This window comes from Pseudarthrobacter sp. NCCP-2145 (genome assembly GCF_023708005.1).
GTDB classification, from domain to species: domain Bacteria; phylum Actinomycetota; class Actinomycetes; order Actinomycetales; family Micrococcaceae; genus Arthrobacter; species Arthrobacter oxydans.
In genome coordinates, this window is the sequence record NZ_BRCG01000013.1 from 40,823 (window position 1) to 52,488 (window position 11,666).

General features: G+C 68.5%; 13 protein-coding genes. 3 read left to right on the forward strand and 10 right to left on the reverse strand.

Going from position 1 to position 11,666, the window contains the following annotated elements:
• Positions 1-3: 3 nt before the first annotated feature.
• On the forward strand, positions 4-864 hold the full coding sequence (locus NFU08_RS12585) for an SDR family oxidoreductase (RefSeq protein WP_251423755.1): 861 nt from the start codon (positions 4-6) through the stop codon (positions 862-864).
• Between the two features lie 53 nt (positions 865-917).
• Here the strand turns inward: NFU08_RS12585 and NFU08_RS12590 are convergent, their stop codons facing one another.
• The 9 genes from NFU08_RS12590 to NFU08_RS12630 all read right to left on the reverse strand — a co-directional run bounded on the left by NFU08_RS12590 (position 918) and on the right by NFU08_RS12630 (position 9,450).
• Positions 918-1,970 (reverse strand): hypothetical protein, encoded by a 1,053-nt coding sequence (locus NFU08_RS12590; RefSeq protein WP_251423757.1) that lies wholly within the window; start codon positions 1,968-1,970, stop codon positions 918-920.
• The gene (locus tag NFU08_RS12595; protein WP_174175914.1) at positions 1,967-2,182 is read right to left on the reverse strand and encodes a hypothetical protein; all 216 of its coding nucleotides are present in this window, start codon (positions 2,180-2,182) and stop codon (positions 1,967-1,969) included. Before NFU08_RS12595 ends, NFU08_RS12590 begins: the two co-directional genes overlap by 4 nt.
• Positions 2,179-2,454 carry a hypothetical protein gene (locus NFU08_RS12600; RefSeq protein WP_251423760.1) on the reverse strand — a complete coding sequence of 92 codons (276 nt, stop codon included), beginning with the start codon at positions 2,452-2,454 and terminating at the stop codon, positions 2,179-2,181. The genes NFU08_RS12595 and NFU08_RS12600 overlap by 4 nt, the downstream gene beginning before the upstream one ends.
• A 59-nt stretch (positions 2,455-2,513) precedes the next feature.
• Positions 2,514-4,292 carry a glycosyltransferase gene (locus NFU08_RS12605; protein WP_251423763.1) on the reverse strand — a complete coding sequence of 593 codons (1,779 nt, stop codon included), beginning with the start codon at positions 4,290-4,292 and terminating at the stop codon, positions 2,514-2,516.
• Positions 4,289-5,572 carry a polysaccharide biosynthesis protein gene (locus NFU08_RS12610; protein ID WP_251423766.1) on the reverse strand — a complete coding sequence of 428 codons (1,284 nt, stop codon included), beginning with the start codon at positions 5,570-5,572 and terminating at the stop codon, positions 4,289-4,291. The genes NFU08_RS12605 and NFU08_RS12610 overlap by 4 nt, the downstream gene beginning before the upstream one ends.
• The gene (locus NFU08_RS12615; protein WP_174175922.1) at positions 5,569-6,381 is read right to left on the reverse strand and encodes a glycosyltransferase; all 813 of its coding nucleotides are present in this window, start codon (positions 6,379-6,381) and stop codon (positions 5,569-5,571) included. The genes NFU08_RS12610 and NFU08_RS12615 overlap by 4 nt, the downstream gene beginning before the upstream one ends.
• A gap of 12 nt (positions 6,382-6,393) precedes the next feature.
• On the reverse strand, positions 6,394-7,485 hold the full coding sequence (locus NFU08_RS12620) for a hypothetical protein (protein WP_174175924.1): 1,092 nt from the start codon (positions 7,483-7,485) through the stop codon (positions 6,394-6,396).
• Between the two features lie 115 nt (positions 7,486-7,600).
• Positions 7,601-8,596, reverse strand: coding sequence for a glycosyltransferase family 2 protein (locus tag NFU08_RS12625; protein WP_174176038.1), 996 nt, complete (start codon positions 8,594-8,596; stop codon positions 7,601-7,603).
• A 2-nt stretch (positions 8,597-8,598) separates the two neighbouring features.
• On the reverse strand, positions 8,599-9,450 hold the full coding sequence (locus tag NFU08_RS12630; RefSeq protein WP_174175926.1) for a glycosyltransferase family 2 protein: 852 nt from the start codon (positions 9,448-9,450) through the stop codon (positions 8,599-8,601).
• Positions 9,451-9,633: 183 nt separating this feature from the next.
• Here NFU08_RS12630 and NFU08_RS12635 point away from each other — a divergent pair, with 183 nt between their 5' ends.
• Positions 9,634-10,395, forward strand: a complete 762-nt coding sequence (locus NFU08_RS12635; protein WP_251423769.1) for a YqjF family protein — start codon at positions 9,634-9,636, stop codon at positions 10,393-10,395.
• A gap of 28 nt (positions 10,396-10,423) precedes the next feature.
• On the opposite strand, the gene NFU08_RS12640 is transcribed toward NFU08_RS12635, so the two are convergent.
• The gene (locus NFU08_RS12640; protein ID WP_174175930.1) at positions 10,424-10,744 is read right to left on the reverse strand and encodes a hypothetical protein; all 321 of its coding nucleotides are present in this window, start codon (positions 10,742-10,744) and stop codon (positions 10,424-10,426) included.
• A 122-nt stretch (positions 10,745-10,866) separates the two neighbouring features.
• Here NFU08_RS12640 and NFU08_RS12645 point away from each other — a divergent pair, with 122 nt between their 5' ends.
• On the forward strand, positions 10,867-11,664 hold the full coding sequence (locus NFU08_RS12645; RefSeq protein WP_251423771.1) for a ZIP family metal transporter: 798 nt from the start codon (positions 10,867-10,869) through the stop codon (positions 11,662-11,664).
• Positions 11,665-11,666: the final 2 nt, after the last annotated feature.

Consider the following 11,666-nt stretch of genomic DNA (forward strand, 5'->3'; position numbering starts at 1 on the left):
CCCATGACCATCCTCCTCGCCGGCTGTGGCGACCTCGGTACCGAAGCCGGACTGCGGTTCCACACCCTGGGCCACCGCGTGGTTGGCTGGCGCCGCTCCCCCTCGAAACTGCCGGCCGCCATCGAAGGTGTCGCGGCTGACCTGGGCGCACCCGGACTGCCGCCGGTTCCCGCCGACACCACCGCCGTCGTCATAGCCGTCGCTGCCGATTCGCCCTCCGAGGACGCCTACCGCGCAGCCTATGTGGATGGATCCGCCCACGTCCTCGACGCCCTGGAACGCGACGGCGTGCAGCCGGGCCGGGTGCTCTTTGTTTCCTCCACGGCCGTCTACGGCGATGCCGGGGGCGGCTGGGTGGACGAAGACACCCCGACTGCGCCGGGCGGGTACTCCGGACGGGTCCTGCTGGAAGCCGAGCAGCTCATCCGGGACCGGTTCAGGGGCACGGCCACCACGGCAACGTCCCTCCGGCTGGGCGGCATCTATGGACCGGGACGGACCAGGTTAATCGACCAGGTCCGCAGCGGTTCCGCCGTTGTTCCCGGGGATATCCGCTACACCAACCGCATCCACCGGGACGACGCCGCTGCTGCCATCGTCCACCTCGCCACGATGGCCGCAGGCCTGGCACCGACCTATCTTGGCGTGGACAACGATCCCGCCGATCTCGGTACGGTACTGCGCTTCCTCGCCACGGAGATGCGCCTCCCCGAACCCCCGGCGGGTGATGCCGGGCCGGCGCGGGGCGGCAACAAGCGCTGCCGCAACAGGCTCCTGCGCAGCACCGGATTCGCGTTCACCTATCCTTCATTCCGTGAGGGCTACCAGGCCGTCCTCGCCGGCACCGGGGTTCGCCACCCCTAGCTTCCGCCCGGCAGCGGGCGCCGGCGCATTGCTGCAGCCGGCGCTGGCGCTGCTCAGCCGGCGTCGGGACGCCAGTACCGCAGGCCGCCGCTGGTGCCGCCGCCAGGGGCGACGTCCACCACGGCAAACGGGAACACCCGGCGGTCGGACTGGTCGGGCCCGCGGCCGCGGACGTCAGAACACCACGTGCCGGTGTTGACGTACCGGGTAGGGCGGGACCCGAGCGCCGACTCCAGGGCCCGGTGGGTGTGGCCCGAGATGTACCAGGCCACCCCGGAACCGTGCGCCTCAAGGGTACGTGCCACCCGGACCGCCGAGGCAGGAGGCTTCCCGACGGCGGCACTGCGCCCGGCAGCCGCGAGCGCCAAGCGGGTCGCGGCCCTCGGAAGCGCCGACGCGGTCCGGAAACGGGACAGGCGCGCCAGGTCCCGGACGGCAACCCCGTCGAGCCCCAGCCGGAACGACTCGGCCTGCAACAGCTCTGCGTAGGCGGGCTCCCGCACGCGGCGTTCCGCACGCTCGGACGCCAGGCAGGCCTGGGCCACCGCCCCGGCACGTCCCAGGCGTGACCTCGACTGATCGGCGTTCCAGGCGGCGAGCGGGGGAAGATCCAGCCCGTCGGTGCCATTGACCGCAGTGCGGAGAATGTCGGGTATCCGGTGCAGTGCGTGGTGCTGGTGTCCATGCTCGGCCACCAGCACGCCGGGGACATGCAGGAACCACGGGTGCACCTGGACACGCGCGGGCTCGGCCGGTGACAGCAGGGCCGCCAGGCGTGCGGCCACCGAGGGGCGGGCCAGCTCAACGTCGTGGTTGCCGCACACGAAATGCAGCTGCACGCCGCGTGCGGCACACTCCTGCAGCGCCTCGAACGTGCCGGGATGGCGGGCGCGGATGGCCTCAAGCCGGGCCACGCTTCCGTCACCGCTGCAGCCGGTCAGCTCGAACGTGTCGCCGACGAACGCGACGTTCTGCTGCGGACCGGGAGCCGCGGGCACCTCGCGCCGCAGGAACCCGGCCAGCACCCTGCCGGGATACCGGGGGTCCTGGTCCGTCACATCCAGGTGGAGGTCGCTGAGGAGCCGCCACCGCGCTGCGCCGCTCATACAAGCAGTCCCAGCACGCGTGGAAGGAACAGGATCACGTACACCACCCACATGGCGGCGACCACCCTGGGGCCCACTGTCCGGCCGAAGATCCTGGGACGGGCGGGCTGCCCGGTGCCCGGCTGGGTGCGCCCGACCTCAAGCGCGACAAGGGTGAAAAGCAATGCTGCGGCCCCGAGCAGGCCCGCCAGGTCGATCACCACATCGATCATGATGACGCCTCCGTCCGCGCGCGGGCCAGGCAGGCGAGGACGGTGATGGCGCCCATGGTGACGACGCACGCCTGCCACGACCACACAGCAAGGTAGAACATCGCCGTGGATACCGCCGTGAGCGTGGCGAGTCCGAGCGCCAGGACGAGCAGGGCGCCGAGCGCGGCGTCGGTCACCGGCGTAAGCCGCGCCAGGGCCTGCCCCGGCAACAGGACCAGGACGGCCGTCGCCGTCACGGCCTGCAGCGGTGTCGGCAGCCCGACAAGTGTCACCAGCGACAGAACCACCGCCGCAAGACCGAGCGCCAGCGTGAACCGGCTGACGCTGCCGCTCATGGCGCCACCCGGTACGCGCGTGCGTCGGCGTTGCCGAAGACGAATTCCACGCCGTTCTGTGCTCCCAGCCAGTCCTCCAGTTCGGCGAAGCCGCGCTCGCTGGTGGCGCCCTGGAGCACAAGGCTAGCCTCTGACGAGCGCGTGAGCAGCAGGACCGCACCGGCAGGGTTGTGCCGGGCGTAGTTGTAGACGAGGGGGCCGCACACCTCCGCTGACAAGTCCGTTTGGCACAGTTCGTCGATCGTCCGGTATTTGTGCTCAAGGTAGGAATCGCTGCGCCACGGCGTCGGGTGGGCGGCCGAGATGATTGCGGAGCCTGGGGGCGCCAGGCGCTGCGCGGCGGCGACGGCGGCCATCTCGCCGTCGGTGAAGACGTCATACTGGGCGTTCCCGAAGCGCCCCGTCACGGTCAGCAGGGCCAGCATGGAGCAGGTCAGGGCAAGCCCGGCCGCGGCGCCGGCGGAGGGCCGCCAGCCGCGATGCCTGGGAAGCAGGACCGAGCAGGCCTGGACCGCGACAAAGGGCAGCGCGAACAACGAGACCCGGATGAGCATCTCCCCGCCGTAGGCCTGCGCGGGGAAGAGCACCAGTGGGCTGACCGCCAGGAGGACCACACGGATGTCCAGACGCCCCCTGCGCCAGTCGCGCAGGGCTCCCGCTGCGGCGAGCAGCCACAGTACAACGGTGAGGGCCATCCGGACCTGGACCACGACCAGGTGTCCGGCGGTTCCGCTCACGCGGTCGACGACGTTCGCCTCGGCCGCGGCCAGCAGGCCAGCGTCCTCGAGGGGCGGGTGCCCCACGAGGTATGCACTGGCGGGGTAGACGAGCCAGAGTGACAACAGGACAGCGGTGATCAGGGGCAGTCGGCTCGGCCAGACACGTCCGCTCAGGGTGAGTGCGATCATGGCGATGAGCAGCATGAACGGCGTCAGTTGGTGGCTCGCGCAGATGACAGCGACGAGCAGGATGACCACCGCGATGGCGCTTACCCGGTGGGCCTGCCGCGGCTCAGCGGGCGATCGCTCCCTCCACCACCATTCCAGGGCCGTACGTTTGAAGCCTGCGAAGACCGGGGTCCGTGCGGCCAGGGGCCCGACGAGCAGTGCGATGACGACAAGGTACAGGAAGAAGCCGAAGGCCTGGGGCGACAGGTAGTCCTGGTCCTGCCAGTTGCCGAGGCAGAAGAGCCAAAGCGCCAGCCACCGACGCCGCGGATCGCGCGTCAGATAACGTGTCAGCACGCCCATGGCAGCGAGCCACAGACTCATGTTGAAAACCGGTGCCCACAGGGCAACGGCGACCGGGTCGAGGCCGGTCGCCCCCAGGATGGTCGCCAGGAGGGCGAAGAAGCCCGGCCAGTTGAAGTAGGCGTCAATGTCAGGGTTGATCCCCTGCGTCGTGGAAAGGGCGTCGGCGATGCCGAGGTGTCGGAAAGCGACCTCCCCCCGCGGGATGTCCGTTACGAAGGCTGCGGTCCCGAAGAGCATGAGCACAAGCACCGCGATGAGCCAGAGCATGACCGGGCGCCGTGCCGGGCCCGCGTCGTCACCCCGCAGCGCGACGGCGAAGGCGACGTTGAGGAGCACGACCCCCACCCAGAACGGGTAGGGCAGCACGGCGAGGAGCCCAAGGTCGCTGTCAACGGGCACCGCCACGGTGGACGCGGCTCCCGCGGCGAGAGCCAGCGATGCGGCGCCCGCCACAGCGCATCCCACGTCGCGGGGCTTCCAGCGACGCCCGGTGCGGCTGGGGGCATCAAGCGTCCTGGTCATCCTGCGTCCTGTTTGACTCGCCGGAGGACGGCGACCAGCCGGATGCCGGCCGCCGCTGCACCGGTGGACAGCACCACCAGCCACGCCAGCGCCATGGCGCTGGCTCCACTCCCGGCGGCCAGCAGGGCCGCGGCGCAGAGCGCGGCTCCAAAGGTCATGCCGACAATGATCGCCTCGGCGTACCGGCCGCGGGCCCTGCACACGGCGTTGTAGGCCTGCAGCACGGCGTAGGCCAGCAGTCCGGCAGCCAACAGCCGCAGGGCATCCGCGGACGAGTCGGCGTAGCGCTCGCCCATCAGGCCGAGCAGCGGGCGGGCAAAGACCACCAGGACGACGGCGGCCAGGCCCCCTACGGCGAGCGACCACCGGAGGCTCGCCCAGGTGGTGGCTACCAGGCGGTCCGGCTCGCGGACACCTTCGGAAAACTGGACGATGCCCATCAGCATGGGAGCGGTGTAGGCGGCCCAGGCCATCATCCAGGCGGGATACCAGTAGGCAGCAGCCTCCGGCGACACCAGGTGCGCGAGCAGGAGCGGCAGCAACAGCCCGGGGGCACGTTCGGTGAGCGTCAGGATCTGGTTCGGCAGGCCCAGTGCCAGCAGTGAACGGCCTCGCGCCGCCCGCAAGGTGGGCCTCGGCCGGTAGCCGACCAGTCTTCGCAGCTGGACGGCACCCACAACGCACGCCACGGTGGTTCCGAGCGTCCAGCAGGCCATCAGCACGTCGGCGGAGGCGCCGTGCGCCCGCCAGGCCACGAGCCCTGCGGCCCCGAGTGCCACCCCGCCGCCCAACGCGTACCTTGGGGCCGCGCTGGCACCGCGTCCCAGCGCCACGAGCGCCTGGTCCAGCACGATGACCAAGGTGCCGGTGACGGCAGCAACGAGGAACGTGAGCCAGAAGAGAACCGACAGGGAGGCCGTGTCCGGCGTCACGGCCGCCTGCAGCACAAGGTAGCCAAGGGCCAGCCCCGTGCCGGCCACCCCCACGATGGCGAACGCGGCGTCCAGCACCCGCGCGGGCGGCTCTCCGCGCCCCACCGAGACGATCACGGCGGACCCTGCACCCAGCACCGCGAGCTGCGTGCAGAGCATCACCGCCGAGACCGCGGCCATGGTGAGCCCGACTTCACGGTCGGACGTGGCACGGGCGGCCACGACCCAAAAAGCGAAACCTGCGCCTGTCTGGGCGGCTTTTGCGATGACGAGGCCGAGCGAGCTGCGCAGGGCGGAGTGCCGGACGGTTGAGGCGTTCGTCTCAGCTGTCCCCCGCCCGGCCCTCACGACGCGAGACCCCGCGCCAGGCCTGCATAGTTGTACCAGCAGAAGGCAACGTAGTAGCGCAGCCACCGCGGCTGGCCCGCGGCAAGGCTCAAGGCGCTGCCCCGGACTGCCGCTGCGGCGGGCAGCAGCGCAAGCCTCGCACCGCGCCAGCCGTGCTTGCGGATCATCTTTCCCAGGCCGGTTCCGTCCATGAGGAACTGGTCCAGCGCGAAGTCGAAGTCGTCTGCGGCGAAGCGGTGTTCCACCATCACACGCTGCGACACAGCCGTCCGCAGGCCAGAGTCCCGCATCCGCCAGCGCAGCTCGATGTCCTCACCCGACTTGAACGAGTCGTCGAAACCCACACCCAGCATCAGTTCCCGGTCAACGAGCGTGGCGACGAGCCCGAACCAGTTGCGGCTGCGCCCGGTCCGATGGTGGTGTGCGAGCGCCTGTCCCCAATATCCCGGTCCGCCCACACTCTCCAACCCGGCCTGGAGCGCGTCATAGCCGCCCTCCAGCAGCTCCTTGAGCAGGTCGGCGACCCCCGTGGGCCCGAACACCACGTCGGAGTCGACCAGCAGGACCCAACGGGTGCCGCTGTTCCGCACACCAAGAGTTCGAGCCCACGGCAGGCCGCGGCCCTCGTCACTGACCACCCGGGCGCCGGCCGCGCGGGCGATGGCGACGGTGGCGTCCGTGGAGCGTCCGTCCACGACGATGATCTCGGCGACCCCCGACTGGCGCAGGGCCTCCAGGCACCGGGGCAGCATGTGCTCCGCGTTCCGGGCAGGGACAACCGCGGTGACCTCGGCAGGACTGTGATCCACGGTGTCCGCCCCCTAGTCCTGCTCGTCGAGGACCGACGGCAGGAGCTGTTCCAGATGCCGGACAATGTCGTCCGATGCCTCGTCTGCCGTGTACGCCGAGGGTACCTGCAGCAGGTGGCACGGCCGTCCGTCGAGTGCCTTGCTCAGCACGACCCCTTTGGCCGCGAAGTGCTCCCGCCACGGGACAACGGACGTGGCCGCCAGGCCGGTCACAACCTGTTGCGAGAAACCCGCCATCTCGATATGGAAGTTGCCGATCATGCGGTCGACCATCCAGTCGGCCGTCCGTTCGACAATCCGGGTCCGTGAGCCCTCGAAGCGCTCGACGTACACGGCGGCCGCAAGGGGGGCCGAGGTGGTGACTTTCCGTCCTGGGAACGCGGTCTCCGCCGTCACCATGCGGTGCTCCGGCGACCACCGGCGGGAGAAGTCGGCAAGGCGCGGATAACGGATGACATACGGGTGCACGATCGTGGTGAGCCGGCCGACGCCCTGCGAGAGCTGCGACGGCACGAGGGGCTTCCGGACACCTTCGAACAGGTGCGGGTAGATGGCCCGGTGATGGGGTTTGATGAACATCGGCTTTGCGTAGCCAAGCAGCGTGGCGTCCTCGGCGAGGAAGGCCCAGTCGTCGCCCATGAAGGACCACCCGTCGCGGCGCATCAACTTGGCGGCGGTGCTCGTTTTGCCGGTTCCCCCGGCGGCAGGAAGCGCGATGGCCTGGCCCCGGTAAGCCATCGTTGCCGCGTGGATCATGGCGGCTCCCCGGCCGATCATGGCGGCGTCCAGGACGGGTACCACGGAGGTCAGCAGCTCGCCCGCGCCGTGGATGCGCCACTGTTCTCCGTCCCTCACCACCTGGACCCTGTCGGCATTGAAGCGGACGCTGTCTTCCGTGTAAGCAAGCTCGTGCTCGAGCAGGCCGGCATCAGGCATCGGCTCCGGCTGGTCATCAACGACAATGTCGGCCGGCCGCTCGGCGTCTGTGGCGAAACAGGCCAGCATGCTCCGGAGCTGGTGGGCTGCCGGCGCCTTGGCGTCAACGCGGATCGTGACGCGGCCGTGGATATCGAAGTGCAGTGCGTTGGTCTGCGATGTGCGCATTGTCGTCCCTGTCTGGGTGGTGTCGGTCAGATGATGTGGACGGCGCCGGCCGTGTCCACGGTGTCCGCGGTGGCGTAGCGGAAGCAGGTGGCCCCGGGTGGGCCGGTGGCGACGTTCACTGCACCTCCCGCCACTGGCTGACCCCGGCAAGGACCGGCGGGTCCAGGGGGCGTCCGGGAAAGTGCGCAAGATGGCGTCCCCGGAAGTAGCCTGCGGAAGTAAAGGCCACGACCGCCACCACGGCGGCCGCGCGGCCAAGGCCGGCCGGATCGCCACGGCTCCAGTCCCTCATCCCCGCAAAGATGGCCCGGGGCAGGATTCTGCGGACGTACCTGCGCTCGGGGCCCAACGCGCGTTTGTGCCCTACGATGTGGCTGACCTGGGCCTTGGAGATACCTTCCGACCAGGACCTCGAAAGCATGTAACGGACCGTTCCCCTGCTGGCGGGTACATGGTGGCGCACCAGCGCTGCCGGCTCATAAACAATGCGGCACCCGGGGGCCCCCATCTTCGACCGAATGCAGATCTCGGTTTCCTCACAGCCCAACGGGATGGAGCCGCGCCGGCCCAGGGTGAGGTTGAAACCGCCCACCGTCCTGATGACATCAAGCCGGAACGACATGTTGGCACCAATAACGTTCCTGACCTCGGTTGCGACCCGCGGCAAGCCCCGGTGGCTGCAGCCAACGATCCAGTCCAGCTCCTCAGCAAAGTAGCCGGGCCGGCCGGCCTCCCAGACAGGTTCCACCCGGCCGCCTACTGCGAGAACCTCGGGATCGTCGTACAAGGTGATCAGGCGTTCCAGCCAGTCGGGCGCAGCCTCTGCATCATCATCGAGGAAGGCGACGACGTCTGAATCCGCCAGGCCCACGCCCGTGTTGCGTGCCCCGGAAAGTCCACGGGGGCCGGTGTTCCTGACGACGGTGACGTCATCGACGGTCCTGGATAGTTGTTCGAAGAGTTCCTCGTTGTGGTCAACAACCACGAAGACTTCGTTGGGTGCCCAGGTCTGCAACCGGAGCGAATCGATGACGTCCAGCAGCCACACCCAGCGTTCGGCCGTGTACGCGCAGATGATCACGGTGACCGTGGGGAACACAACATGCGACATGGTCACGCCACGCTTATGGCAGGGAGGACACTCATCGGATCGGTGGGCGTCCGCGGGAAGCTCACGTTGGCGTAGGCGTACTTCACGCGGCGCAGCGCCTCGGGGCGCGCACCGGCAGTGGGGGCCTCCCAGAGGAGGCACTCGTGGGCCATCGTCCCCAGTACCCGCCACCCGTCCCGGAACGTCTGGAGGTTTGACGCCCCGGAGATGCGGTTCAACTCCAGGCTGGGGACCTCTGCTATCCGGAGGCCGGCCTTGGCGGCCCTGACGATCAGCTCGGTCTCGATCTCGAACCCGTCGGATTCGAGCTGCAGGACTTCCAGGCACTCACGCCGGAAGGCGATGTAGCCGTAGCAAAGATCAGAGTAGTTGCTGTGCAGGACCGCATTGGCCAGCCCGGTCAGCGCACGGTTTCCTGTGCGCCGCAGCCACGTCAGGTCCTCAGACCCCCCTCCCGTGACGTACCGGGAGCCTTTGACGAAGTCGTAGTCGTGCTGGAGTGGAGAAACGAACCAGCCGATTTCCCTGGGATCCATGCTTCCGTCAGCGTCCAGCATGACGATGATGTCGCCTGTGGCTGCGGCAAACCCTGACCGCAGCGCTACGCCTTTGCCTTTGCGCAGCTCGTTCACCACCACGATGTCCTTGCGCAGCGCTTGGGCCACCCCAACGGTGTTGTCCGTGGAACGGCCGTCAACAATCACCACCTCGTCCACGTACAACGGCATGCGCCGAAGGACCCAGGGGATGTTTTGGGCCTCGTTCAGGGTGGGGATGACGACGCTGATGGATGCTCCCTCCGGCGCTGCCGAAGGCTTGGAGAAAGAATTTGGGGGCTGGGTGGAAATGGACAAACGCCTCACCACTTCACTGCACTCGGAGAACTCCGACCTCTGGACGCCCCACTGCAGGAGCGATCACCGGGCCTTGGTTCCTTCCCAGGACCCGGGTAGGTTGAGCATAGGGTCGGCCCGCAAGGTAGACACCAGTAATGTGTACTCACATTAATATCGCGTCCTACGTAGGGAATTTTGGCCATGGAACAACGCTTGGGCGCCGCTGCCCTTTGGCCCGATCCGCCTGACCTGCCCCTGCCGACCATCATGGACCAGCGCTGGCTTGACGCAGTTTTCCTGCATTGGCGGATTCCGGAATCATCCGCGGCCCGGTTCATGCCGCCGGGGGTGGAGCCGGACGTTTTCGACGGCTCTTCCTGGGTGGGCCTCATCGGCTTCCGCATGAAGGACGCCGGGATAGGGCGCGGCCCCGGAATTCCGTACCTGGGCAGCTTCAACGAGGTCAACGTCCGGCTCTACTCGCGGGAGCCGGACGGAACCAGGGGCGTGGTGTTCCTGAGCCTTGATGCGAACCGGCTTCCCGTTGTCCTGGCTGCCCGGCAAGCGGGGATACCTTATGTGTGGTCCCGCATCCGGTCCTGGGGAACACCGTCTGGAGACGAGGGCGGCGGCCCCAGCGGCTACTCCGTCAGCCGCTTCCGGAGAGGCGCATCCAGCCGCTTCAGCGTCATTCCGGACCCGCGCTCGGTTGCTGGCGACCCCCTGTCCATCCACGTCACAGCACGGTTCGGACTGCACAGCAGGTTCCACGGGCGGACCATCCACATCCCCAACACCCATGAACCCTGGGCGCTACACAAGGCCGATGTCCACGAGCTTCACGATGGCCTCATCAGCTCCGCCAGCATCGAGGTGGGCGGCCCGCCGGAATCGGTCCTCTACTCCCCCGGCGTGCGGACCCAGTTCGGCTGGCCGAGGGTTGTGACCGGCGCTCACGGTTAAGGCGGGGAGCAAAGCCAAGGCCCGGAAGTCAGGCGTCCTGCCAGCCCCGGCCTTCGCTGAATGTGGCAACAAGCGTTCCAACCCCGGCCTGGAGAGAGTTGGACGGGTCAAAAAAGAGGGACCCTTCAGAGGCGCGGCTGTGGAGGATCAGCTGCTCAGCTTCAAGTTTCGCCTCCGGAACGGTGGCTCCGAGGATGCCGGTCCTGGCCGGCAGCTCCGTGGTGTGCACGGTCTCAGCACCGGTCTCGGACAACGGGATGGTGGTGCCGGGGTTGATCTCGTCGTGGGGAAAATCGAACCCGGTGTCTTCGGCTGCCGCAGGAATCGTGTACTCCAGGAAATACGTCATGAAACCACCTTTGCAGAATCCCCCCGGCGCCGAAAGCCCACCCGCACAGAGGGGTTCGCAGGGGCCAACAGGAGCCAACGCGGCGTCTTCCCACGTCAAGCGGGCGCTCCTATACTTGCCGGATGATGATGTCGCTGTGGTTTGGCGTCATAGCATCCAGTGCCCTGGTTCTGGGTGCCTTCATCGGCGTCCGGTTCGAACTTCCCAAGCGGCTGCTGGCCATGCTCCTGGCCTTCGCCGCCGGCGCCCTCATCACCGCCCTCGCTTTCGAACTGTTCGAGGACGCCTACGAACACGGCGGCATTATCCGCGCCGCCCTTGGCCTGATGCTGGGCGCAGTGGTGTTCACGGTCCTGAGCGCTTTGCTGGACCGGTGGGCGCAGGCCGGAGACCTGAAGCGCGCCAAGGCGGCTGACGAGGTCCAGGGCAGCGCCAAGCTCGACACTGACGCAGCGGCAAGCGACAAGCGCCCCACCTCAGCGTCCACAAGCGGAGCGGCCGGCCTGGCCCTGCTGGCCGCCGTCACCCTGGACGGCGTCCCGGAAAACCTGGCCCTTGGCATCTCCCTGGGCGAAGGAACAGGCGGTCTGGCGCTGCTGGCCGCAATCTTTGTCTCCAACTTTCCTGAAGCGCTCGTGGGTTCAGCCTCCATGCGGAGCCAGGGCCGGTCGGCCGGCAGCATTATCGGGCTTTGGGTGGCCTGTGCCGCCCTGCTGGTCATCGCCGTCGTGCTCGGCGCCGGGCCCCTGTCCGGGACCGATCCGGAAGCAATATCAATACCGCTGGCCTTTGCCGCCGGGGCTGTGATCGCTTCCCTGGCGGACACCCTGATGCCGGAAGCCTACGAACACGGCGGCCCCGCGGTGGCCCTCAGCACTGCGGCGGGCTTTGTCCTCGCGTTCGTCCTGTCGCTCGCCTGAGC